This is a genomic window from Paenibacillus sp. SRL342, from assembly GCF_984798905.1.
Genome location: NZ_OZ481790.1, coordinates 240,559 through 266,243 on the forward strand (window position 1 = coordinate 240,559; position 25,685 = coordinate 266,243).

The following is a 25,685-nucleotide window of genomic DNA, read 5'->3' on the forward strand; positions in this document are numbered from 1 at the left end:
AAACGATATAAATGACACATGTGTCAAATTTAATCCAAGAATAAAGTTAGCTCTTGGCTCCTCCGATCCACATTTGGAAGAGCAGCTTTCCCCAATCAGGCGTAGGGATATTTAGCATATTAGGCGTATTAATTAAGTTGAAGAAAACACCAATAAGTACAGGTAGAGGAATATCTTGTCGCAGGGCTTGATCCTGCTGAGCGCGTTCAAACAAGCGTGATAATTGAATTTTAAGAGTCATATGTGCTTTCTCAATAAATTCAATATCTCTCGCTGCTGCGGAAGAATTAGTCGTATTAATTTTACTGGCATCTCCCAAAAGTTGATGGAGCGTAGATTCTTCTGCGTAAATGAGGAGCAATTGTTCGAGAGCATCCATTGGATCTGTCTCATCAATGGCTAATGAATTCTCTAATACGGTTGATATGGAGCGCTTCATACAAGCAGCAACAATCTCTTCTTTATTAGCGTAATATTGATATATCGTGCTCCGGGCTCCAGACAGATGCTGTGAGAGTAGCTTGAGATGAAAACCGTCGTAGCCATGCTCAAGTATTAATTTTTTTGTTGTGTCCAGTAGCTCTGTCTCAGTAAAAGATTGTTTTCTTCCCATAAAATCTCTTCCTTTTTATCGTTTAAAATCTATGTGTAAATTTCAGGCGATCGATGAGTGTTGTTAATGAAGAAGTACTGCGCTTCTTTAGTTTACTATGACCAGTTTAGCATATGTTTGATAGGCATCCTACAAAACAGACCAGCTGTCTTAATAATGGGTGTTAATCCAATTGAAAAATCCGGTATACCAGCGATTGGGAAGGTCATATTGTAATCGGGTTGCTCAAGCCAATCACTTTTCGCTTAATTATAAACTTGGGGACCATATACAAAGAAGACAAACCCTCTAAGTTACAGAGGGTTTGCCTTCTACTTCTATATAAAGCTACTCTTAAAATTGATCCTTTGGTGCCAGCTCAATAGCAGAGCGGATGGCAGCCAGCATGCTTTTATCATCGGCGATGTTTTTACCAGCGATATCAAATGCCGTACCGTGGTCAACGGATGTACGGATGATGCCACCTTTCAGGCCAACGGTGATGTTTACGCCTTCCTCGATGCCCATTACCTTGATCGGCGCATGGCCTTGGTCGTGGTAGCAGGCTACAACGATATCGAAGTCACCGCGACCAGCGCGGAAGAAGAGTGTGTCCGCCGGCAGTGGACCAACGACGTTAATGCCTTCCTGCTGCGCACGCTCAATGCCGGGCTGCAGTTTCTCTTCTTCTTCACCGTTACCGAACAAGCCGTTCTCTCCGGCATGAGGATTGATTCCGCATACGGCAACGCGCGGATTCTCAAAGCCTGCTTTTTTCAACGTATCATGAGCAAGCTTCACAACGGTGTAGGTTCTTTCCGGGTTAATACTCGCAATGGCATCGATCAGACCCATGTGTGTTGTCAGGTGAATAACGCGCAGATTAGGCGTGGTCAGCATCATCGAGAAGTCCTGCGTATCCGTCAGGTCTGCCAGAATCTCGGTGTGCCCCGGATACAGGTGCCCACCCTGATGCAGAGCTTCTTTGTTCAAAGGCGCGGTGCAGATGGAGTGAATCTGCTGTTTTTTGGCAAGATCAATGGCTTTGGCGAGAAACTGGAATGCTGCATCCCCAGCCACGGCAGATACTTTACCATATTCCAGATCCGCAGGAACAAGGTTCAGATCAATCACATCCACAGTACCGAATTCATACTTGGCTTCAGAAGGCTCTTGAATCGCGTTAACGTTCAGACTTGAGCCGATGACTGGCAACACACGCTCCAGAATCTTTGCATCACCAATAACGAGTGGATTGCACTGATCGTACATTTCTTGATGACCCAGTGCTTTCATAATAATCTCCGGTCCAATACCTGCTGCGTCGCCCATCGTAATTCCAATTGTAGGTTTCATACGAGAATACCTCCTTTTAATTTTTGAATCGCATGGATAAAGACATCCGGTTTACCGAACCCGCCTGCTTTGGTAATCACATGCAGATCATCAATCCCGATAAACTTGGAGATTGGCACGCCGATTTCAAGCTCATCCAGCAGCTCGAAGCCGCTAATATTCCATTTCAGACAGATTTGTTTTGCCGTATCGCCGCCAGTCATGGATACCCCTTTGAACAGTCCCTCTTCCAGCAGTCTGGCACAGATCTCACCCATCGCAAGTACAATCTCGTTGCTGACTTCCGTGTGATTGAGACCACGAACTTCGCCCGTTGCCCGTGCCAGTTCGATATCCACTTGTTCAGCGGTGGAGTAGAGGACAACATCTTGTCCTTCCAGCGCTTTGTCTCGGACCTCGTTATAGACACGTTCCATCTCTTCCGCGCGGTCTGCGGTTGCGGATACCGCTTTGAAGGAATGGAAGGAGACTGAAGCTACGCGGGACTTGCGCATCAAGCGATGCAGCTGCTCGCGGGAGTTTTTGTTCACGCTGCCAACCACGGTTAGGATTGGACCGGGATTCTCCGGGATATCAAGTGACGCAGCCCTGGATTCCAACTCGTAATGTGCGGGGAGATAATTGGCAATACCCGCCGAACCTGCCCAAGTAAACGTATACTCCAACTCGCGAGTCATCTGCAGAATCAGTTCCAGATGTCTTTCTTCGGTGGAGTCCACCATTACATACGGGATGTTATTTGTTTTCAACTGTTCTAGCTTGGTGCGAATATGATTCTGCCCGGCTTCCAGATCGGCGACGGTGATCTCGCCAACTTCGTACTTGGTCTGTTGTTTCAACAAGTCCGGAAGGTAGGAAATCGTTACAGGTGTCTTCGGATCATGGGCAATTTCAGTATCTGCCAGCGGGACGCCGTTCAGGTAATGAATTCCTTCCAATATCGTCCGGTTATTTTTTGGATATCCCGGGGCAATCATCATAAAGTCCGGCTTTACGACATCATATACAGCATCAATCTCGATGCCGATATTACCGCGCATGGTGGAGTCCATTTTTTTGAAAATCGTCTCAAATCCGTTGTTCGTCAACAATTCAGCAGCCCGATATACACGGTCATACGCTTCCTGCGAGGATATGGAACGACTATCTGTATCAAAGACGACGGCATCGTAACGTGTAAGAGGGCCTTCATCCATATTAAAAAGAACACTGGTCTTCAAGCCGTGACGGGCAAGCTGCACCCCGCTGTCATTGGCACCGGTCAAATCATCTGCAATAATGGCTAATTTCATGCAGTCATCCCTCCTTGTAAGCACAATTTAATAAAAAGTCCGTTCAGATCATCCATTAAGCACAGATTAAGCAAATTAAATCAGGTGATATACCCATTTATGTGGTTGGTCGTTGATTGTATTTCTCGACTCCACCTGATTTCTCCAGTCGTTTGGAGAGGAACCCGATGAAGATCGGTAACAGGATGGCCGTAGTAACAACACTCGCTGCAATCTGTACCGTTGCAATTTCGGCAATCGGGCCAAATGAAGCATTAGCAGCAACGATGGCAGCAGGTGTACCTACGGCATTCCCGGCAGTTGAACCTTCGGAAGCACCCACGATGGGATTCCAGCCGATGGCTTTAAAGAGCAGAAATCCAATTCCACCTGTGAGAAGAACGGTCAGAACGCCAAGCATGATTCCACCAAGTCCACCTTGGATGATCGACGAGAAGTTGATTCCCATACCCAGTGAGAAGGCAAAGAACGGAACAAGTTTGTCGCTGCCTTTGTGCAGCCACTCCGCAAGATTGCGGTCCAGATTACCAATAATGACACCAACGATGAGCGGAAGCAATACAGCAACGAATGCCATAGGAGAGAACATGCCGTTGGCAAAGCCCATCGCACCGAAGATGGAGAGCGCTACCATGGTTAGGAATGGACCATCGCTGAGTGCGAGGAACGGATAGGCTGCTTTGTCATCTTCTTTGCCGTATTGACCAGCGAGTGCAATGTACAAACCACCGTTCGAGTTGGTCATTGCTGCAATAATGGCCAGTGGGGCAAGACCCAGGAATAACCCACTTGAGTCAGCAAATAGAATGGCAACGAGACCGAGTGCTGCACCGATCGCCCACTTGACGACCAGCAAGGTAACGCCCTTGCCGACGGATGAGCCCGCTGTTTTGAACGTAATCTGTGTACCCGCAATCAACAGGAACAGCGCGATCAACGTACTGGAACTGTTAACGAAGAGAGCTTCCGTGAATCCACCGATGCGTAGGGCATTCGGGAAGAATGTATTGATGGTTGCACCAAGTAACAGGGGAACGACCATCATACCGCCAGGGATGCGATCTAAAGTTGCTTTAATGTTCATAGTAGTAGCTCCTTATGAAGTAATCGTTTTTATGAAGCGCTTGCAGGGATTATATTATCCCATATCGTTTAATATAGCAACAATAAATTATTGTAAATTTTAAATACTTGGTTAACTGTTTAAAAATGCAACACATAGAAGCGATAAAAAAGACGCAAACTTAAAGTTAATCTTTAAGTTTACGCCATAATGTGGCCCGGTTAATCCCCAGACGCTCTGCTGCCTTCGATTGATTGTTATTTTCCTCCTGAAGCACGAACTGAATAACTTCTTTCTCAATCTCCTTCAGCGTACCGTTCAACTTCATTGGGCTTGAAGAAGGTTGCTGATCCAGCAAGCGGGACAAGGTAGCCGTGGTAATTACATAATCCTGTTCATTGAGTGCAGCCTGCTTGATCAGGTGTTTCAACTGGTTGACGTTCATATTCGTGATCTGATCCCGGATCAGCTGGAGTGCATCTTCTTTTATCCTCACCGCAGTAGTTCCGTATTTCTGGTAGTAATCTGTAAGGAAGTGCTGCATCAGTGGGGCCAGATCCTCTGGTCTATCCGCAAGATTTGGCATCATGATTGTATTGAGCTCAAGATCAAGTGACCACTGCGGGTTTAATATCTGTTCCCCGAGTATAAACACCCCTATCTGGTTTTGAAGGCAACTCTGGATAAAGGCGAGCAACTCCGGATCTTCCATACGTGTTTCCATTTGGTTAATCTCTACATTTCTAACCTTGGCGAGTGGTATCTTATGCAAATGACCGGGCGGAACTTGCGTGAGATCCATCTGTAATAACAGTCCGCCACCGGAGTACATCTGATGAATATGTTTGACCAGAAAAGATTTACCGGAATCTGCTTCACCCTGCAGATAGATCGGTTCGTGATTCTCGTAAAGTGCCCGAATGTTCTGTAATACCGCCTGCATGGCAGGGGAATCAGCAACAATGGGCTCCATCGATGCATCCGTAAAAGTTGTTATGCCGAATTGTGCAAAGGCATAGGGTTGTCCTTTTTCCAGCATATACACCTTGTAGTTCTTGTTGTCCAGGGTCGTTTCATAGGCGTTAACCGTGAGCTGGTAATCGTCCACCATGAACACATTTTGGATCTGGGATTGATGGAATTCCAGACTGGTGTTGGTCAGATATATGTGATTATCGGTCAGCGGATTTTTCTCAAAATCGGTCAGATTCTCGAATACAACTTCATTCCGTTCATTTAAAATAAGTAAATTGGGATGTTCCCGTGTAACCAGGTCATTCAGGATGATCGATATCGCATGATTTTTGCTCAAATAACGATAGACCAGCTGTGCATCCTCCATCGCTCTAAGGATGGATTCCTGGCCCGATTGGATTAACAATCCTTCCAGACCATAGGTCTTCGCGGTGTTGACGGTGATCACATCTCCGACAATCTGTCGGTACCCGGAAGCCTTCAACTCCAGGAGCAATCGTGCCACATCTTCCGAGCTATGTATGGTATAGACCTTGAGGGGCAGATCCATCAGATCAATAATCGATTGTGCACCAGAGGTGATGTTGGAGAAGCCAACAATGGCTGTTTGGCCGTTAAACTGGCTTGCCAGGGTAAGTGAACGAATCATATCATAGCCCGATAACTGCACATCAATGACGGGAATGGTCACTGCTTTTTTAATGAGTTGGGCGGTTCCGCCGCGGCTGATGATAATCTCTGCACCGTTTTTCTCAGCTTGGGTTGCTAATTCCACACCGTTCGCCAAGTCGCCCACGTCCGTCTGAATGGCTAACTGGGGAAAGCGAGGAATGCACTCTTGTATAATAGGAATCATCGATTCGTAGGGAGCAATAAAGTGAACTCGTGTACGCATATTTTTCCTGCCTTTATAGAAAACTTTGATCCCCTTATTATAGCCAACTTGCGAAGGAATGGCACCTATGGGGGAACCAACACTGTCACATCTGTAAAATGCCTGTGTGATATGCCGCGATAACTCTCCGAGTCGAATGTGATGAAGTGCACTGAACCGAATTGTTATGTATTTCAAAATTAACGATAATTGCACACGTTAAGTGTAGAGAAATGAGGAGATTTCATATGGGAGACATTCATAAAGTAGCTGAGCCGGATCAGATCATTAAGGATGTTGTCGGGAAGTACCCGTGCAGGGTGCTCTGGAGTGAGGGCCGTCCATGTCTGGAGTATCAGAGGGAAGAGGATGTGGCGTTAATAACCGAATATGTCCGCATTACGTACAACGTTGAGCTACTGGATGTGTTTTTTACAGCGGTGGAGAGCCTTCCGGTTGAACCGTAGTTAGTTAGGGATTTGTAGAATGGGAGCAAAATTAAAACCTTAATACCGATCGAGATCGGATCACAGATGAAAGTATACAATTCATTAACGAACTGTGATTGAGGAAGATTGATACTGATAATTATGAGTGATTTTTTTGATTATAAGGCGACACTATAAGTGCTCGTCCCTTCTTATATTACGTTGTTATAGTACGACTTTGAATCGTAGTAACTCCAGCTGCCATCGTGAAATGTGAAACGTATGTGGGCGTATTCATGTATTATAGTATACATATGAACTTTTCGGAGGAGGAACAAGTAATGGGAATCTTATCGAGGTTTAGAGACGTGATGAAGGCGAATGTGAACCACATGTTGTCGCGGGCGGAAGACCCGGAGAAGAGTGTGAATGAATATATGCGCAGCCTGAGCAGTGATCTGGGCCAGGTGAAGGCTGAGACGGCAGCGGTGCTGTCAGATGAGAGCCGTGCGAAGCGAGCATTCGATGAGTGCAGCGCCGAGGTCAAGAAGTTACAGCGGTATGCGGAAAAATCGGCGGAGTCGGGAGACGAAGATAAGGCACGCGGTTTTCTGGAGAAGAAAGTGAAGCTGGCTGACAAATTGAACGAATTACAGGTTGCCTATGAACGTGCTTCCGCTAAAGCGAAGATGATGAAGCATATGAATGATAAATTGGTTGCAGATCTGGGACAACTGGAAGCAAGGCACGCAGAACTGAAAGGTCGCATGGCAGATGCAAAGGCGCAGCAACAGGCTAATGAACGGAATGCATTTGCGGGCAGAGCTGATGCTGCATTGAAGGCCATGGAAGACAAGGCGAATCAGGCGCTGAACGAAGCAGAGGCTTTGGCAGAACTTCGTGCTGGGACACAGGAAGATGATTTGGACGAATTAATTGCCCAGTTGGAGAGGGACATGAACGCAGATGCGGGTAATAATGAGAATGCGTCGCCAAGTGCGGAGGAAGAACTCGCAACGATTCAGGAAAAGCTGAAGAATAAGTAGTACGTTACACCATTTCGTTAACATTGAGGTGAGCAGATGCCGGTTATTGAATATAAATGTCCAAACTGCGGCAGTGGTATGATCTTTGACAGTGTGTCAGGTGCATTATCCTGTCCCAGCTGCGGCCGTCAGGACAACATAGAGCAGATCCCCGATCCTTTGAAGAGACAAGTATTCATCGAGAATGAGGTCAAGGAATACCACTGTAACAGCTGTGGAGCTGACATCGTGACGGAGCCGGAGACTAGTGCGACGACATGCAGTTTCTGCGGTGCAGCGGTTGTACTCAGTGATCGGCTGACGGGCAATCTGGCCCCCGCGATGGTGATTCCCTTTTCGATCAACAAGCATCAAGCCAAGCAGGCTTTCAAAAAGTGGTGCAGAAATGGCCTATTAACACCAAGTGGCTTCATGTCCGCCGATCGGATTCAGAGCATTACCGGCATGTACGTGCCGTTCTGGTTGTATGAGTTACATAACAAAATCGAAGTGCATGGTCGTGGCACCAAGGTCAGATCCTACACCCAGGGCGATTACCATTACACGGAAACACAGCATTTCGATATATACCGCCGGATTCGGCTGAATTACGTGAACCTGCCCATCGATGCATCGGAGAAAATGAAGGATGAACTGATGGATAAGCTCGAGCCTTTTCCATATAATCAGTTGAAATTGTTCAAGACACCGTATCTGGCGGGGTACATTGCGGAAAAATACAGTTATACGGACGAGGAACTTTTCCCACGGGCCAAGGATAAAACGAGATCGTACATCGACTCTTATATTGCTTCAACCGTATCCGGTTATAGCAGTGTGAGCTACACGGACAAACAGATTGATACCACACTCAAAAATGCGGATTATGTGCTGCTCCCGGTATGGATGGTCAACTATGACTTCAATCGGGCACAGTATACCTTTGCCATGAATGGTCAGACAGGGAAAGTGGTCGGGAAACCACCGATCAGCAAAGCCAAAGTGGCCGGATGGTTCGCAGGAGTCTCTGCGGTCTCGTTGCTGTCACTGAAGCTGGTTTCCTGGATGATGGGAGGTGGATTCTTATGAGAAAAAGAACCCCTCTGGCCGTGATGGCTGCGCTCATTTTACTTATGATCACCCTTGTCGCTCCGTTGATTCCCATGTCATCGGCATCCGCAGCGGAGAACAAAAATCTCATCTACGATGAGGCCGACCTGCTGAGTGAGCAGGAGATAAGTGAATTGAATCTACTTGCGAATCAGTATGGCGCGGAACGGCAGACGGACTTTGTAATTTTGACAACAAATAATGTTGAGAATCAGGATGTTATGCTCTTAACAGAAGATTTTTATGATGAGCAGGGATTAGGTTACGATAAGAAATTTGGTAATGCAGTCATATTGACGATGGATATGAATAATCGTGAAGTGTATCTGGCTGGATTTTACAAGGCAAAAGAATATCTGAGCGATCAGCGGCTTGATGCTATCCGTACCCGAATTACCTCTGAATTGTCCAGTGGGGATTATAAACTCGCATTTGAGAAATATATTGAGCTCTCTTACAAATATATGGGGTATGAACCCGGTGTGAATCCGAACAATATTTTGTTTAACGGTTGGTTTCAGTTGGGAGTGTCTGTGGTTCTTGGCGGTATTGTTGTTGGTATGATGACCTATCGTTCCGGGGGACGTGTCACGGTCAATCGTGCAACGTATGAGGATTCAAGCAATTCCAGTGTAATTGATCGTCAGGATCGTTATATCCGCACAACCGTAACCAAGCGCAAGATCGAGAAGAACAATAACAACGGTGGTGGAGGAGGCGGGGGTACCTCCCGAGGCGGTCATTCACACAGTGGAAGTAGAGGTTCGTTCTAGTCACTACTGAGTATGCGGATTTTTTAATTAGAAGGGATGGGAATTAGTATGGGATTTTTCAGAAATCAGTTTTCGAATGTGGTGGAATGGGAAGAATTCAGAGATGACATGATATTTTGGAAATGGAGCAACCGGGAGATCAAGAAGGGGAGTAAATTGATCATCCGTTCGGGTCAGGACGCCATTTTCCTGAATAACGGTAAAGTGGAAGGCATTTTCGAGGACGAAGGCTCATTTAATATCGATTCCGAGATCATTCCATTCCTTTCTACACTAAAAGGATTCAAATTCGGATTCAACAGTGGTATGCGGGTCGAAGTCTTGTTTGTAAATACTAAAGAGTTCACCGTGCGCTGGGGCACACAAAGTCCGGTGTTGATTCCAACACCACAGCTCCCGGGCGGGATGCCGATTCGGGCCAACGGTACATTTAATTTTAAAGTAAGTGACTATGTAACCCTGATTGATAAGATTGCAGGCATCAAGCAGAGTTATCTGGTGGAGGATGTCAAAATCCGAATCACTTCTGTGCTGGATCAGCTTCTAATGAAGTGGATTAGCCGCGAAGGGAAGGATATGTTCAACCTGCAGGCCAATGCATCGGATATTGCCAAAGGGATTCAGGAAGATCTGGATATGCAGATGATGGACATCGGCATTGGGATTACCGGTTTCCAAGTGATGAGCTTCAACTATCCAAAAGAGATTCAGGATATGATTACAAAGACCGCTTCGCATGAGATGATTGGTAATCTGCAAAAGTATCAGCAGGTCAGCATGACAGACGGCATCTCATCCGGTAAAGTACAGGGCGGCGGCGCGGCTTCAGATATGGCGGGCATGATGATGGGTATGAACATGGCCAATGAAATGATGAAAAACATGAACCAGAACCAAGCCCAAAACCAGAACAATAACTCCAATTCGTCTCAGAATCAAAATAACGACCAGAAACCAGCGGGAAATAGCAACGGTGATTCAGGGAACTCTTCATCTACAGAAGGCAACCAGAAGCCAAACTTCTGCCCGAACTGTGGAGCCAAAAATGAAGGAGCCAACTTCTGTCCAAATTGTGGTCAAAAGCTGGGCTAATTAAATCCAAACAAAAAAGGGCTAGTCCAGCAGTGGTTGAGTTATTGCGGAGCTAGCCCTTTTTTGTTTGGATTCATTATTTTAGTTTGTATAAAAGTATTGACAACCGATCACAAATCATTTATCTTTAACTTAAGATATTTAATTTGAATATAAATAACACCAAAACAAATATCTTTAATCCATTACACAAGGAGAGATCAAGATGATGATCCCAACATTGACCAGAATAAATGAACTTTCAAGAAAAGCCAAAGAGGGCGGATTGACGGAGATGGAGAAAGAGGAACAGGTTCGTCTTCGCCAGGAATATCTGCAAACTTTTCGCGGTTCGGTCAACGACATTCTGCTGAATGCAACCATCTATGATCCAAACGGCGATGACGTGACTCCTGATAAATTAAAACAAAAACAGGCCAATCAAAATAAAAACTAGAATATAATTCGCTAGATCATATATCTTAATTTAAAGATAATACAAACTTACTATAAATCAATTAACTGACTCATTTAACTAACTCAAATATCTATAACACCTACTCAATTCAAAACATGCTTACCAAACCAAGGAGGAATTAATCATGACTATTCAAACAGCAGGTATTCACCATATTACAGCTTTCGCAGGAGATCCACAGGCCAACGTTGATTTTTATGCCGGAGTTCTGGGACTTCGTCTGGTGAAAAAAACAATCAACTTCGATGCACCTGATGTATATCATCTGTATTTTGGCGATGAACACGGAAGCCCAGGTACCATCATTACCTTCTTCCCATCGGCTGGATCACCACGGGGTAAAATTGGCGGAGGTCAGGTCGGCATCACTTCCTATGTCATTCCTCCTGGGTCGATTGGCTTCTGGCAGAATCGGCTGGAACAGTATAACATTGAGGTAACCAAAACAAGTCGCTTCAATGAAGATCTGCTTCAATTCGAAGATGGCGAAGGCCTGCGGCTTGAGCTTGTTGAACGGGAAGAGGGAGCAACCAGCACTTGGGCGCACGAAGGAATTCCAACAGATAAAGCAATCAAAGGTTTCGGTGGTGCTGTCCTGTTCAGTGTTAACCCGCAAAGAACGATGGATGCTCTTGAGAAAATCATGGGATTTGTCAGAGTGAGTGAAAATGAAGATTATGCTCGTTTCCGGTCCAGCGGGGATATCGGTAATGTCGTAGATGTTCCAGTGACCCGTATGGCTCTGGGTATGGGTGGCGCAGGAACCGTGCACCATATTGCATGGCGCGCCAAAGACGATGATGAGCATGCACAGTGGAGCGAAGCTGTACGTGATTACGGGTACCAACCGACTCCAGTGCGGGATCGTCAGTACTTTAATGCAATCTACTTCAGAGAAGCTGGCGGCATTCTGTTTGAAATTGCTACAGATCCTCCGGGCTTTGCCAAAGATGAACCTGCTGATTCGCTTGGACAAAAATTGATGCTGCCTGAATGGTTTGAGAAATACCGCCCTCAAATTGAGGACAATCTGCAACCGATTGAAGTAAGAACACTCGTACCTGCTACAGCTGCGAATTAATAAGAGTTCTAGAAAAAACCTGAAAAAGCGAAGCGTTCGCCTAAAAGCTTTCTGAAAGAAAGCTACATCGGAAGTATACGCTATCCCCGGATTTTCCCTTAGGAAAAGGGAATCAAAAAATCTGGGGATAACAGCGATTGGAGGGTTATTCTGTCATCGAAGTGTATGTGTAAATGAAAAACCTAAAGGAGCAACGAAGGATGATGGAGAAAAAGGTTACCTGGCTGGAGCTGTTTTACGATCTGCTCTTTGTAGCAGCGGTCGCCAAAGCGGGTCATGTCTTGTTACATGCCGAACATGGAGTAATTACGTTTGAATATTTAATGAAGTTTGTGCTTATTTTTATCCCTGTTTGGTGGGCATGGGTCGGTCAGACCTTGTTCATTAACCGCTATGGTCAAGACATCCTGATCCATCGAATATTCCTCATCCTTCAGCTTCTGTCCGTTATGGTCATGACGGCGAGCCTTTCTACTCATTTTGACCAATACTACCTGTCCTTCTTCGTTGGATATATCGGTTCACGGGCATTTACGGCGATTCAGTATCTGACGGTTCACAAGTCGAAAAGCGAGCATCAACAGCAAGCCGCTCGTTACTTGGGTATCTGTTTCCTCATTGGGATCTTGATCTCATCAGGTTCATTGTTCTTCGATTCCTGGTTACGCTACTTGATTTTGTATGTGGGGATTGCCGTGGATATTGTACTTCCGTTGATTGGACGTAAAAACTTGGTGAAAGTGCCCGTTCAGACCCATCACTTGTTGGAACGTTTCGCACTCTTTACACTTATCCTGCTTGGTGAATCGGTGGTAAGCATTATCGCTGTGCTGCAAGCAGATCATTGGGATATGAAATCCATCCTGTTTGCCGCCTTTACGTCCATCTTTGTCATTGCGATGTGGTGGCAGTACTTCGACAACGTGGAGAAAAAGGTCAGCAAAGAGATTCAGACTGCCGGGCAAGCGATCATATACGGCCATCTGTTCATCTACATCTCCATGAGCATGATCGCTGCTTCAATTCAGCTGTTATATCAGAATCAGTTAAACTATGTGTTCATGCTAGGGTTTGTGTTTGGATCAACGCTGCTATATTTCTTGTCGACCTCACTTGTGTTCCACCGTTATAGACACGCACATCTACGACTCCGGCCACGTCATTTGGCAGTGATGGTAGGGTTGCTGGTGGCATTTGTCCTTGTTGATCTGATCTATCGGGTTCCGGGTTATGTCATCATGGGCGAAGAGATGTTATTCTTCCTGGTGTATGCGAAACTTACAACTTGAAATAGTGATCTAAAATCAAGAAAAGTCACGGACAACAGGCGTCCGTGGCTTTTTATTATGCCGCTAATCCTGGACATTTTTTAATAATATAAATAAAGCACAAATCTAATTTAATTTCTTCTATAGAATCTGTTAATATGAGACTATGTACAAGTGAATCTACCAGATCATAGAATATCTTTTATATCAAATGAGCGTACGTTTTGTTAGTTCATTTGATATATAGCGATTCGTAGATATGGGGATGACAATCAGGAGGGAAATCATTGAGCACACATCAAATCGGAGTTCCATTGGAAGGGTTTGCAGAGTTTAGTCGTACGGTTGCCGCAGAAGGAGCCGTTTTACTCAGAAATGAAGGCCAAGTGCTTCCACTTCGTGAAAACGAAAACGTTTCAGTTTTTGGACGGATTCAAGTCAATTATTATCGGAGCGGCACGGGTTCAGGCGGTAGTGTTCATGTGGCCTACACAACGAATCTATTGGATGGTCTTCGCAGCAAAAAGAATATAACGGTCAATGAAGAGCTGGCAGCTGTCTATGAGAAGTGGATTGAGGAAAATCCATTTGATGATGGCGGAAAAGTATGGGCGGCCGAGCCATGGAATCAGAAAGAAATGCCTTTGACGGATGAACTTGTTGCACAGGCTAGAAGCAAATCCAGCAAAGCCATTATCGTGATTGGACGTACAGCAGGAGAAGACCAGGATAATGCGGATGCGCCAGGAAGTTACCAACTGACAGAAGATGAGAAAGCGATGTTGAAGCAAGTTACTTCGCAATTTGAACACACAATCGTTGTGTTGAATGTCTCAAATATCATCGACATGAGCTGGTTAAACGAAACGTATCTACATCCGATCCAAGGCGTAATTTACTCCTGGCATGGCGGTATGGAGGGTGGCAACGCGATTGCCGATGTGCTGGCAGGGGACGTTACACCAAGCGGTAAACTGACAGATACGATTGCATATTCCATCGAAGATTATCCTTCGACAAGCAACTACGGCAATGAGTTTAAGAACCTGTATCAGGAAGATATCTATGTAGGTTATCGTTATTTCGAAACGTTTCGACCTGAGCGCGTTCAGTTTGAATTCGGTTACGGCCTGTCTTATACGACGTTTTTGGCCCAGCACGAAGAAGCAAAATCCGTGTCCAAAGACGGCGAAACCTACATTGAAGTTCGTGTCAATGTGACCAACTCAGGTACAACATATGCGGGCAAAGAGGTTGTGCAAGTTTATTATGAGGCACCACAAGGCAAACTGGGACAACCGGTGAAGGCTTTGGTGGCTTTTGGAAAAACAGGGTTGTTGCAGCCGGGCGAGTCAGAAATTCTGACGATCAGCTTCCCGATCCATGCCATGGCATCTTACGATGATGCAGGTGTTACAGGTCTTGCTTCCGCGTACGTATTGGAAGAAGGTACATACCGACTGCATGTAGGAACCAGTGTGAAACAAGTGCAGCATATCAGCATTGATGGGCAGGATGGCTATGTGATTGAATCCCTTCAATTGGTGGAGCAACTGCAAGAAGCGATGGCCCCAACTGAAGATTTCACACGGATGAAACCAGGTTCGCGCAAGGAAGATGGATCTTATGAACTGACTTATGCAGAAGTACCGAAACGTAAGATATCCATGGCGAACCGGATTGAGCAGAATCTCCCGCAAACGCTGGAGCAGACGGGTAATCAGGGCCACAAGCTGAGTGACGTTAAGGCTGGCAAAGTGAGTCTGGAAACCTTCATCGCTCAACTGAGTGATCAGGATCTGGCGGCGATTGTCCGTGGTGAAGGCATGAGCAGTCCGCTCGTTACTTCGGGGACGGCATCTGCTTTTGGTGGTGTCAGCGACAGCCTGTTTAACTACGGTATTCCGGTAGCATGTACGGCAGATGGCCCGTCCGGTATTCGTATGGATAGTGGCGAGAAGGCGACACAGGTATCCATTGGTACGTTGCTTGCGGCGACATGGAACAAGGATCTTGTTGAAGAGTTGTATGTGATGGAAGGACAGGAATTGCTGAGAAATCAGGTGGATACCCTGCTCGGACCTGGACTCAATATCCGCCGGAGCCCGCTTAATGGCCGGAACTTTGAGTACTTCTCCGAAGATCCACTGATCTCGGGTGTATTTGCCGCAGCATGTACGAAAGGTATCATGAAGGGTGGTTCCAATGCCACACTGAAACACTTTGCCTGCAACAATCAGGAGAAACACCGCAGTAAAGTAGATGCTGTTGTCTCCGAACGTGCACTGCGTGAAATTTACCTGAAAGGGTTCGAAATCGCTGTAAAAGAAGGCGGAGCAAACTCCATCATGACTTCCTACAACCCGGTTAACGGGCACTGGGCGGCATCCAATTACGACCTGAATACGACGATCCTGCGCGGCGAATGGAATTTCGAGGGTATCGTAATGACCGACTGGTGGGCGATTATGAATGATGTGACCGAGGGTGGAGAAGCTGATCGCAAATACACGAACTGGATGATTCGTGCGCAGAATGATCTCTACATGGTTGTACCGAACTATGGCGCAGAGATTAACGGCTGGGACGATAACACGATTGAATCCTTGGAAAATGGAACATTGACTCGCGGAGAGCTGCAACGCTCGGCGATTAATATCTGCAAGTTCATCATGAATGCACCGGTGTCATCCCGCAAACATGAGATTGTAGAGAATATCGCTTCTTTCCAAGCGAATGCATCCCTATCTGCTGCACAAGCTCAGGCGCTGGTTGAGAACGCACAGGTGAAACCTGCGGTAGCTGAACCAGTCTACATGAAAGTGGATGAGGCAGGCCATTATCGGATTATCGTACAGATCATGTCCCCTGAGCCGGAACTTGCTCAAAGTGCATGTAACCTGCTCCTGAATGACCAGTTGGTAACCACCATTCAAACGAATGGTACGGAAGGCAAATGGATCAGACAGAAACTTGTCAAAGTAGATCTTGAAGCAGGATTGTATGAATTGAAACTGGACTTCACGAAACCAGGGCTCCAGATTGACTGGATCGAATTCAAACAGGTGTAGAAGATAATCGGAAATATCAGGTGACAAGAGCGATCGAAAGGTTGTTCTATCATTCAAAATAGAATACGTTGGCATATGACAAAGGACACTGTACGCAGGTGTCCTTTGTTGTAACACAGAATAGCTACTGTTATGATAGTGTTATGAGATTCGTAGTTCTGAACAATGGGGTCAGGGGTGTTGCGAGGAATGAGAAATTATAATTTTTTGAGTCCAATCCTGCTGGTTGTGGTTGCGCTGATTGTGAGAGGCCTGGTGACTAACCTGGGAGTTCTTTTCGGACTATCACAAGAAGTGGCAAGTAATATTGCCATGATAGCCATGATCATTGCGGCACTGATCATGTTTAATCGAATGACGAAGGCTCGGCGTAGAAAATAGAAAAAGCTCGGATAACCAGGAGGTTATCCAAAACATGAAGACACCCTCGGGGTGTCTTTTTTTGTATTGACGTTCTGATCCTAACGTTTTAGACTATTGCTAATAAATAATAACACTATAAATAACAAAAATAACAAAATTCATTAGATAAAGTGATGAAATCCGTTGCGCTCTCTATTTGCTAGCCCATTCCGGTCCCCAAAGGAGAATCCAATCATGAAGATCATTACCGACAAACCATATATCGTTCAGGAAGGTCAGCCTATTCGGATTGCGTTCCGGGAAGCTGACCGTCGCCCTAATGATGAAGAAGGACCGCAGGAGCGCTGATGATGCGTTCAGTCGGTCCTTTATGTCATGGATTAGGCTGTGTGCAGTTCGAGTGATGTCTATCGATACGGGTTAACGGTTCTAGAATATTCAACGATGAAGTGAAGGGAGCGACCTTATGAAGAGACAGCCTGTATTGGAAGTCATCGCTGTAGATGCGGCAGATGCCAAAGTAGCTGAGGAGGGAGGGGCTGATCGGATTGAGCTGGTGTCTGCGATGTCTGAAGGAGGACTTACCCCCAGTTATGGCGTCATGGAGCATGTGGTGTCCCAGGTATCCATTCCGGTGTATGTCATGATCCGTCCCCATAGCCGCTCGTTCCGCTATAGCGCAGATGACATCCACGCCATGACCCGGGATGTACGCGTGGCGAGGGAACTTGGAGCCGCTGGCATCGTAATCGGTGCCCTCACCGGAGATGGTGAAGTGGACCTTTTACCCATGCAATTATGTATGGCCGAAGCTCAGGGTTTGGGCGTTACGTTTCATCGTGCAATTGATGTGAGCACAAGCTTGACTGAGGCGCTCAAGACCATTAACACATTGGGCAATGTGGAGCGTGTGCTTACATCGGGAGGAAAACGGACAGCGCCTGAAGCGATGCTAGAACTGAAACAACTCCAGCAATTGGGGCAAACCTTGAACATCGCTGTTATGGCAGGGTCGGGGGTCACCATAGAGTGGATTCAAAAGCTAGTGAGTCAGACGGGTATCACGGAAATCCATATGGGATCAGGCGTGAGGTACAAAGGCAGCTTTAATTATCCCATTGATCCACATTTGGTTGCAGAAGCCAAGCAGAAGTTATTGCTTGCATCACAGCCGCTCATGGACAGTAGTGCACTGAGTGGCGGTACGAGCAAGGGTGGTCCAATGATATAGGGATGCGCTAAATAAAAGGAGTGATACGCCATGAATTATGAACTGCAACCAGCCGAATGGATTAAGTCCGCAGCACAGGTCAGCCCATCCGAACGCCAGCTGAGATGGCAGGAGATGGAGTTCTACGCGTTTATTCATTTTACGGTAAATACATTTACGGATCAGGAATGGGGCACTGGGGATGAAGACCCGGCGATTTTCAATCCTTCTGAACTGAGCGCAACGCAATGGGTGCAGGCATGCAAGGCTGCGGGGATGAAGGGGCTAATTTTGACGTGTAAGCATCATGATGGATTTTGTTTGTGGCCAAGTCAGTTTACAGCACATACGGTCGCGGCTAGTCCGTGGAGGAATGGTGCGGGGGATTTGGTTCAGGAAGTTGCCGATGCCTGCCGTGAGGATGGGTTGAGGTTTGGCGTGTACCTGTCTCCTTGGGATCGTCATGAAGCCTCCTACGGAGATTCCGAGAGGTATAACGAGTTTTTCCTCCAACAGTTGCGCGAGCTGCTTACGAATTATGGCGACATCTTCTGTGTATGGTTTGATGGTGCATGTGGGGAGGGTCCGAATGGCAAAAGGCAGGTCTATGACTGGGACGCCTATTATGCGCTTATTCGTGAACTTCAGCCTGAGGCTGTCATCTCAGTATGTGGCCCGGATGTTCGCTGGTGCGGCAATGAGGCGGGGCATACACGGGAATCGGAATGGAGCGTTGTGCCAGCGCATATGCAGGATAATGAGAAGATTCAGGAGCAATCACAACAGGTGGATGATGGTGAGTTTGCCACAAGGATCAATACGCAGGACAGTGATTTGGGAAGCCGAGAGGTTATTCGTTTCCAAAGTGAGCCACTGATCTGGTACCCTGCCGAGGTGAATACCTCGATTCGCCCAGGATGGTTCTATCATGCCAGTGAAGATGATCAGGTCAAAACATTGGAAGAATTGCTCACCGTCTATTACGGCACAGTGGGGGGCAACGCTACCTTTTTACTCAATCTGCCACCGGATACGCGTGGTCTCATTCACGAAACGGATGTCGAGCGACTACAGGAATTGGGAGATTCGCTGCGCACCATTTTTCAGGAAAATTTCGCCTTGCAGGCGCTGGTAAAAGCATCGGAGACGATGGATGAACAACATGCCGTATCGGAAGTGCTGACGGAACGACGGGATACGTATTGGTGTCCTCACCAAGGAACGGAACAGGCCTGGATCGAGCTGGATTTGCAGGAAGAAAGATCATTTGACCGGGTGGTGCTGATGGAATATATCCAGACAGGCCAACGGATTGAGCGTTTTACACTGGAGTCACTGAGGGCAGATGGTGGTTGGGAAGAGTTCTACAAGGGGACGGTGGTGGGGTATAAGCGAATATGTTGTTTCCCACAGGTCACATCGAGAAAGATGCGATTTTGCATTCATGAATCCAGATGGTGCCCTACGTTGTCCGGGTTAGGCATATATCTGAGCGAGCGGGGAGGGGTGTAAAATGGCGGTGCTGACGTATAAAGGTTCACAATTTATGTATGATGGCGAGCCCATTCGGATTTTGTCGGGTGCCATCCATTATTTCAGAGTGGTCCTCGACTATTGGGAGGATCGGTTACTCAAGCTGAAAGTCTGCGGTTTCAATACAGTGGAAACGTATGTGCCATGGAATGTTCATGAGCCACAGCAGGGGCAGTATTGTTTTGAAGGCATAGCTGATCTGGAACGATTTATTCGCACTGCGGGAGATGTGGGTCTGCATGTGATTGTTCGCCCAAGTCCCTATATATGTGCCGAGTGGGAGTTTGGCGGATTACCTGCCTGGCTGCTTGCCGATGATGAAATTCGTCTGCGGTGTAATGATGCCAAATTTCTGGCGAATGTGGATCGTTATTATGATGTGCTTTTGCCCAAATTAAAACCCCTTCTTAGCACTAATGGCGGGCCGATCATCGCGATGCAGATTGAAAATGAGTACGGCAGCTTCGGGAATGATGCGAGTTACCTGCGATATTTACGTGATGGCATGGTGGAGCGCGGTATGGATGTGTTGTTATTTACCTCGGACGGACCGACAGACCACATGCTGCAAGCGGGATCAGTCCCGGGGCATCTGGCTACAGTCAATTTTGGATCAGGTACGGAGGGAGCGTTCGCCAAGCTGCGTGAATATCAGGCGGACGAACCTTTAATGTGCATGGAGTATTGGAACGGCTGGTTCGATCACTGGGGTGAGTCGCATCATACCCGAGAAGCCGCAGATGTGGCTGGTGTGTTTGAGGAGATGCTTCTAGCAGGAGCTTCGGTTAACTTTTATATGTTCCACGGTGGAACGAACTTTGGATTTTATAACGGGGCGAACTGTCAGCAGAAGGATCAATATGAACCGACGATTACAAGTTACGACTATGATTCACTGCTCAGTGAATCCGGGGAGCCGACAGCGAAGTTCCATGCGGTGAGGGACCTTACTGCTCAGTATAGCGGCGAAGATCTGGGTGAGCTTGTGCTGCCAAAATCGAAGGGGACTATCGCCTATGGGCGAGTGGAGTTGAACCAGCAGGCGCCATTACTGGCGCAGTTGGACCGGATATCAGCCCCGGTGCAGCGTACGAATCCGGAAACGATGGAGAAGCTGGGTCAGGATTATGGCTTTATTTGTTATCAAACCCGAATATCCGGGCCAAGGGAGCGACAGGAACTGGTGGTTCAGGAGGTTCGTGACCGTGCGCTTGTGTTTGTTGATGGGCAATTTCAAGGTGTGCTCGAACGGGGCAATACGGAATTATCGGTATCCTTTGAAGTGCCGCCAGAGGGCGCAGAACTATTGATCCTTGTCGAAAATATGGGGCGAATCAACTATGGCCCATACCTGAGAGATCCGAAGGGGATTACGGAGGGGGTGCGACATGGCTTTCAATTTTTATATGATTGGACGATTCATTGTCTGCCATTAACCGATCTGTCGGATTTGCAATTTAGTAATGCGATTAGCGAAGCACAGGGGCCAGCTTTTTATCGAGGAGAGTTTAATATCACGGATGTAAGAGATACTTTTCTGCGACTGGATAGCTGGACCAAAGGGGTTGTATTTGTAAACGGATTCAATCTGGGACGCTACTGGAATAAAGGACCGCAAAAAACGTTGTATGTACCAGCCCCGCTCCTTCGTGAAGGTGAGAATGAAATCATGGTATTCGAGCTACATCAGACGGATGATCAGGCCGTAACGTTTGTGGATACACCGGATTTGGGCTAGAAAAGGAAAAAAGTAGAGCCAAACGATTATTGGCAATTGTCGTGTCCGCCGGAAAAAGGTATACGTTGGGTAAGGACATCGACTACATGAGAGGATGATGAAGAATGAAAGTTGGACTCAGCACCTACAGTCTGCAACAAGCATTGGATCGCAAAGAATTGACCGTACCGGATGCCATTCGTTGGATCGCCGATCAGGGTGGTGAACATGTGGAGATTGTTCCGATGGGATTCAGTCTGATCGATAATCCGGAATTAATTGATGAGATTAAAGCTGTGGCAAAAGAGGTCGGGATCGACATTTCGAATTATGCCATCGCCGCTAACTTTGCTGTGCAGGAGGACGCTGAAGCGTTGGAGCAAGAGATCCAAAATGTGATGCGACATGTGGATGTGGCAGCAGCGCTCGGTGTGAAGCTAATGCGTCATGACGTGGCTTTCCGCCCTGCAACAGAAGGAACCGTAGCCCAGTTCGAGATCGACCTGCCGGTACTGGTGAAGGCTTGTCAGCGGATAGCCGATTATGCAGCGGATTTTGGAATCACAACAAGTGTGGAGAACCATGGGTACTATGTGCAGTCGAGTGAGCGCATTCAGCGTTTGTTACACGAGACGGCGCGAAGTAACTTCAAGACCACACTGGATGTTGGCAATTTCCTCTGTGTGGATGAAGATCCGGTGAGTGCCGTAAAGAATAACATTCCGTATGCGTCGATCGTGCACGCCAAAGACTTCTACTGGAGACCTTCCTACCGGAATCCGGGTGAAGGCTGGTTCCAAACCTCGCATGGCAATTACCTGCGCGGCGCCATTGTGGGCCATGGCGATATCGACATGCCTGAGGTATTCCGTGTGTTGAAACAATCCGGGTATGACGGATATATCTCGGTAGAATTTGAAGGCATGGAAGATTGCAAAACGGCCTCACGCATTGCCATGGATAACGTCCGCCGCCTATGGGAAGAGGCATAGGGCTGAGTAGTTGTTTTAAATGAATAAAATTGAATCAAATTCTAAAGAAGGCGTGAGTAACAGAGGGGAAGCTTGGAACTGTAGGAGCGTTAGCGACCGCCTTTGTCTGCGGATTTCAACCGCTAGAGCGGTCAATAAAAAAAATTTGCAGACAACAGCGGCCGAAAGTCCAAGCATTCACCGTCGTTACGGTAAGCCGAATATTATAATTTCCTGAGTCAATTCATATGAAAACGATGGAGGAATCAGCACTATGTCCAAATTGAAAGTCGCCGTTATCGGTGCCGGATCCATATCCGATTGCCATTTGCAAGCCTATGCCAGTAACCCGGACGTTGAAATATACGCTATCTGTGACCTGAATGCAGAACGTGCCGCAGAAGTGGCGAAGCAATATAATGCCCCTCACGTGTTTACCGATTACAAGAAATTGCTCGCCCTGCCTGAGATTCATTCCGTCAGCATCTGCACATGGAACGACTCGCATGCCGAGATTAGCATTGCTGCTCTCGACGCGGGCAAAAACGTATTATGTGAGAAACCACTCTGCCAAACGGTGGAGGATGCGCTCGAAGTAGAGAAGGCCGTTCATCGCAGCGGAAAGCTGCTGCAGGTCGGTTTTGTTCGCCGCTATAGCGACAATGCACAGATTCTGAAGAAGTTTATCGACGAGGGTGAACTGGGCGAGATCTATTATGCCAAAGCCTCCAGTCTGCGTCGTCTGGGCAATCCGGGTGGCTGGTTCTCGGATATCAACCGCTCCGGCGGCGGCCCGCTGATCGATATCGGGGTGCATGTGATCGATATCTGCTGGTATCTGATGGGCAGACCGAAGGTAAAGTCCGTCTCCGCTAACGTCTCTAACCGGTTGGGGAACCGCTCGAACATTAACAATCTGTCGTTCTACAAAGCAGCGGACTATGATGCAAATCAGAACACTGTTGAAGACATGGCGAATGCCCTGATTCGTTTTGAGAACGGCGCTAGCCTGTTCGTGGATGTCAGCTTTACACTTCATGCCAAAGCGGATGAGACCTCGGTCAAACTATATGGCGACAAAGGCGGTGCCGAGTTGGAGCCGGAGATTTCGATCATCGGTGAGAAATTCAATACTATTTTGAACATGACGCCGCAGGTAGATTTCAAATCTTTCGACTTTATGGGATCATTCCGCAATGAAATTAACCATTTTATCGACAGCACGCAGGGACGCAAAGAAACACTTAGCCCCGTCGAAGACGGCGTCGAGGTAATGAAGATGCTCTGCGCCATCTACGAATCAGCACGCCAAGGCCGCGAAATCATGCTGTAAAAGGAGCATTGCAATACGGAGATATTGACTACGTCCCCGAATAGTTACACGAACCGTTTACGCCAAAACGGAAGGTACAGAACCAATCCGAAGCAGCATAGCTAAAAGTTTCGGAAGATCCTACCACACTAAAAATGACAGGATTTAGATGTCCTTCTTAGTTGAATTAAACGTTTACACGATAACGGAGAGGGCAGAAGAAATCTGAAGAAGCGAAGCGCTCGCCTTTATCCCCGGATTTTCCCTTTAGGGAAATAATCAAAAAATCTGGGGGTAACAGCGATCGGAAGATTATTCTGACCGCGCAGTGGCCGAGTGTAAACCTATGTGTTCAGCGTTTGACAATGAAATCCTAAGGAGATGAAACAGGATGAGCGAAACCAAAGAAACCGTACTGGAGCAGGAAGAGCAGATTGTCGAAGCCGGCGTGCACAATTTTAGCAAAGAGGAAGAGTGGATCAAACCGGAAGATCCGCTGCTGAATGAGCGGCTGGAGTGGTTCAAGGATCAGAAGCTGGGACTGATGATGCACTGGGGGCCGTATTCCCAGCTTGGCCTCGTGGAATCCTGGGCGCTGAGTGACGAGGATGGCGATTGGTCGCGCGATGACATCGACTGGACGGATGACATGGAAGACTTCAAGCGGGAATATTTCGATCTGAACAAAACTTTCAATCCGATTCGTTTCCAGCCCGAGGAATGGGCACAGATGGCGGCAGATAACGGGTTCAAATACTTTCTGTTCACCACCAAGCACCATGACGGTTTCTGTATGTGGGATACCAAGACGACGGATTACCGGATTACCGGCAAGGACACGCCTTTTCATACCCATAAGTATGCGGACATCTGTCGAGCATTATTTGACGCTTTCCGGGCCAAAGGACTGGGCATCTCAGCGTATTTCTCCAAAGCGGACTGGCATACCCCGTATTACTGGGCACCGGGCATGGAGCGTGGACGTCATATGTGGCGCGGCCCCTCGTATGATCCCCATAAGTATCCGTGGCTGTGGGAGAAATTCGTGGAGTTCACACATGAGCAGATCATGGAGCTGCTGACGAATTACGGGCGAATCGAATGTCTGTGGCTGGATGCTGGCTGGGTGCGCGAAGGTCGTCATGGTCAGGATATCAGGCTGGGAGAAGTCGTGGAAAGGGCGCGTCAGACCACACAACCTTGGCTTCTGTCTGCAGATCGCACCGTGGGTGGGCCGTATGAGAATATCGTTACCCCCGAGCAGACCATACCGGAACATCCGATGAACATTCCATGGGAGAGCTGTATTACCGTGGGGAACTCCTTTGCCTTCGGATTCGATGATCAGTATAAAACGGGAAGACAGCTGGCACATATTCTACTCGAAGTTGTATCCAAAGGTGGTAACCTGGCGCTGAATGTAGGACCACAACCCGATGGGCGTCTGCCAAAAGGGGCAATTCGAGGCATCAAGGGCCTCGGTGAATGGTTGGGTACTCATGGAGAAGGCGTCTATGGAACCCGGATCTGCGGGCCATATTTTACGAAAGATTGGGCTTTCACACAGAAAGAAGAGATCAACACCGTATATGCCTTCCGTATATACCGAAACGAGAATGAGACCGTACAACCACAGTTGGTCATTCCTTATCTGGAAAAGGTAGAGCGGATCGAACTTGTCGGTAGCGATGACGTACTTTCGTATCGGCAGACGGAAGATGGACTTCTTGTGGATCTGCCACAATCCGCTGCAACGAGTGAAGCACCCATCACACATACGTTCAGATTGGTCACAAGCGCATAGAGGTTGTTCAAAAAGTCCCCAATTGATCACGAAGTAGTCCACGAAGTGAACTCGACATCGAATCTTGCGTTCACCTTCGGAGTCCGGTGCTCATGTAGGTTTGCCTACACTCCGCTCCTCCTCCTTCAGGTTCTCGCAACCTTCTCGGTGCTGAATCGTTAACTTTTTGAACTTGCATGTAAAGAACGCCATGTCAATTCCGGGGGAGATATAACCACCTCCGGGATTTTTATATTCATACATAAGGGACACAATTCCCAATAGAAACGGCTCGCAATCGCTTGTCACACAAGGGTTTGTGGAATAAAGAGAAGTCGG

21 protein-coding genes are annotated in these 25,685 nt (G+C 47.2%); 16 read left to right on the forward strand and 5 right to left on the reverse strand.

What is annotated here, in order from left to right; all coding sequences use genetic code 11:
* Positions 1-46: 46 nt before the first annotated feature.
* The 5 genes from AC4E8D_RS01145 to AC4E8D_RS01165 all read right to left on the reverse strand — a co-directional run bounded on the left by AC4E8D_RS01145 (position 47) and on the right by AC4E8D_RS01165 (position 6,173).
* Positions 47-613 (reverse strand): TetR/AcrR family transcriptional regulator, encoded by a 567-nt coding sequence (locus tag AC4E8D_RS01145; protein ID WP_221822311.1) that lies wholly within the window; start codon positions 611-613, stop codon positions 47-49.
* 333 nt (positions 614-946) lie between these two features.
* Positions 947-1,948, reverse strand: a complete 1,002-nt coding sequence (pdxA, locus tag AC4E8D_RS01150) for a 4-hydroxythreonine-4-phosphate dehydrogenase PdxA (RefSeq protein ID WP_237178320.1) — start codon at positions 1,946-1,948, stop codon at positions 947-949.
* Positions 1,945-3,240: a four-carbon acid sugar kinase family protein gene (locus AC4E8D_RS01155; RefSeq protein WP_221822309.1), complete on the reverse strand. Its 1,296-nt coding sequence runs from the start codon at positions 3,238-3,240 to the stop codon at positions 1,945-1,947. Before AC4E8D_RS01155 ends, pdxA begins: the two co-directional genes overlap by 4 nt.
* A 97-nt stretch (positions 3,241-3,337) precedes the next feature.
* Positions 3,338-4,324 (reverse strand): 2-keto-3-deoxygluconate permease, encoded by a 987-nt coding sequence (locus tag AC4E8D_RS01160; protein WP_169482134.1) that lies wholly within the window; start codon positions 4,322-4,324, stop codon positions 3,338-3,340.
* Positions 4,325-4,490: 166 nt separating this feature from the next.
* Positions 4,491-6,173 (reverse strand): PrpR N-terminal domain-containing protein, encoded by a 1,683-nt coding sequence (locus tag AC4E8D_RS01165; RefSeq protein WP_490205750.1) that lies wholly within the window; start codon positions 6,171-6,173, stop codon positions 4,491-4,493.
* A 227-nt stretch (positions 6,174-6,400) separates the two neighbouring features.
* Between AC4E8D_RS01165 and AC4E8D_RS01170 the strand changes: the two genes are divergently transcribed.
* The 16 genes from AC4E8D_RS01170 to AC4E8D_RS01245 all read left to right on the forward strand — a co-directional run bounded on the left by AC4E8D_RS01170 (position 6,401) and on the right by AC4E8D_RS01245 (position 25,367).
* A complete protein-coding gene (locus AC4E8D_RS01170) occupies positions 6,401-6,619 on the forward strand; it encodes a hypothetical protein (protein ID WP_221822307.1) in 219 nt (72 codons plus the stop codon).
* 302 nt (positions 6,620-6,921) lie between these two features.
* Positions 6,922-7,626: a PspA/IM30 family protein gene (locus AC4E8D_RS01175; protein ID WP_339306438.1), complete on the forward strand. Its 705-nt coding sequence runs from the start codon at positions 6,922-6,924 to the stop codon at positions 7,624-7,626.
* A 36-nt stretch (positions 7,627-7,662) separates the two neighbouring features.
* Positions 7,663-8,694: a TFIIB-type zinc ribbon-containing protein gene (locus AC4E8D_RS01180; RefSeq protein ID WP_339306440.1), complete on the forward strand. Its 1,032-nt coding sequence runs from the start codon at positions 7,663-7,665 to the stop codon at positions 8,692-8,694.
* A complete protein-coding gene (locus tag AC4E8D_RS01185) occupies positions 8,691-9,488 on the forward strand; it encodes a TPM domain-containing protein (protein ID WP_490205751.1) in 798 nt (265 codons plus the stop codon). The genes AC4E8D_RS01180 and AC4E8D_RS01185 overlap by 4 nt, the downstream gene beginning before the upstream one ends.
* Before the next feature lie 48 nt (positions 9,489-9,536).
* Positions 9,537-10,580 carry an SPFH domain-containing protein gene (locus tag AC4E8D_RS01190; RefSeq protein WP_490205752.1) on the forward strand — a complete coding sequence of 348 codons (1,044 nt, stop codon included), beginning with the start codon at positions 9,537-9,539 and terminating at the stop codon, positions 10,578-10,580.
* A 208-nt stretch (positions 10,581-10,788) separates the two neighbouring features.
* Positions 10,789-11,016 carry a DUF896 domain-containing protein gene (locus AC4E8D_RS01195; RefSeq protein WP_221822498.1) on the forward strand — a complete coding sequence of 76 codons (228 nt, stop codon included), beginning with the start codon at positions 10,789-10,791 and terminating at the stop codon, positions 11,014-11,016.
* 145 nt (positions 11,017-11,161) lie between these two features.
* Complete coding sequence (locus AC4E8D_RS01200) at positions 11,162-12,118, forward strand: ring-cleaving dioxygenase (RefSeq protein WP_221822302.1); 957 nt, start codon at positions 11,162-11,164, stop codon at positions 12,116-12,118.
* 200 nt (positions 12,119-12,318) lie between these two features.
* Positions 12,319-13,407 carry a low temperature requirement protein A gene (locus tag AC4E8D_RS01205; RefSeq protein ID WP_076210224.1) on the forward strand — a complete coding sequence of 363 codons (1,089 nt, stop codon included), beginning with the start codon at positions 12,319-12,321 and terminating at the stop codon, positions 13,405-13,407.
* A gap of 266 nt (positions 13,408-13,673) precedes the next feature.
* Complete coding sequence (locus AC4E8D_RS01210; RefSeq protein WP_490205753.1) at positions 13,674-16,457, forward strand: glycoside hydrolase family 3 C-terminal domain-containing protein; 2,784 nt, start codon at positions 13,674-13,676, stop codon at positions 16,455-16,457.
* Between the two features lie 189 nt (positions 16,458-16,646).
* On the forward strand, positions 16,647-16,838 hold the full coding sequence (locus AC4E8D_RS01215) for a hypothetical protein (protein ID WP_017691199.1): 192 nt from the start codon (positions 16,647-16,649) through the stop codon (positions 16,836-16,838).
* Positions 16,839-17,286: 448 nt separating this feature from the next.
* The gene (locus AC4E8D_RS01220; RefSeq protein ID WP_490205754.1) at positions 17,287-18,051 is read left to right on the forward strand and encodes a copper homeostasis protein CutC; all 765 of its coding nucleotides are present in this window, start codon (positions 17,287-17,289) and stop codon (positions 18,049-18,051) included.
* Positions 18,052-18,081: 30 nt separating this feature from the next.
* On the forward strand, positions 18,082-19,542 hold the full coding sequence (locus tag AC4E8D_RS01225; RefSeq protein ID WP_490205755.1) for an alpha-L-fucosidase: 1,461 nt from the start codon (positions 18,082-18,084) through the stop codon (positions 19,540-19,542).
* Position 19,543: 1 nt separating this feature from the next.
* The gene (locus AC4E8D_RS01230) at positions 19,544-21,301 is read left to right on the forward strand and encodes a glycoside hydrolase family 35 protein (protein ID WP_490205756.1); all 1,758 of its coding nucleotides are present in this window, start codon (positions 19,544-19,546) and stop codon (positions 21,299-21,301) included.
* A 104-nt stretch (positions 21,302-21,405) separates the two neighbouring features.
* Positions 21,406-22,272, forward strand: a complete 867-nt coding sequence (locus AC4E8D_RS01235; RefSeq protein ID WP_490205757.1) for a sugar phosphate isomerase/epimerase family protein — start codon at positions 21,406-21,408, stop codon at positions 22,270-22,272.
* A 253-nt stretch (positions 22,273-22,525) separates the two neighbouring features.
* Positions 22,526-23,584: a Gfo/Idh/MocA family protein gene (locus AC4E8D_RS01240; RefSeq protein WP_490205758.1), complete on the forward strand. Its 1,059-nt coding sequence runs from the start codon at positions 22,526-22,528 to the stop codon at positions 23,582-23,584.
* Positions 23,585-23,954: 370 nt separating this feature from the next.
* Positions 23,955-25,367: an alpha-L-fucosidase gene (locus AC4E8D_RS01245; RefSeq protein ID WP_490205759.1), complete on the forward strand. Its 1,413-nt coding sequence runs from the start codon at positions 23,955-23,957 to the stop codon at positions 25,365-25,367.
* The last annotated feature ends 318 nt before the right edge of the window (positions 25,368-25,685 follow it).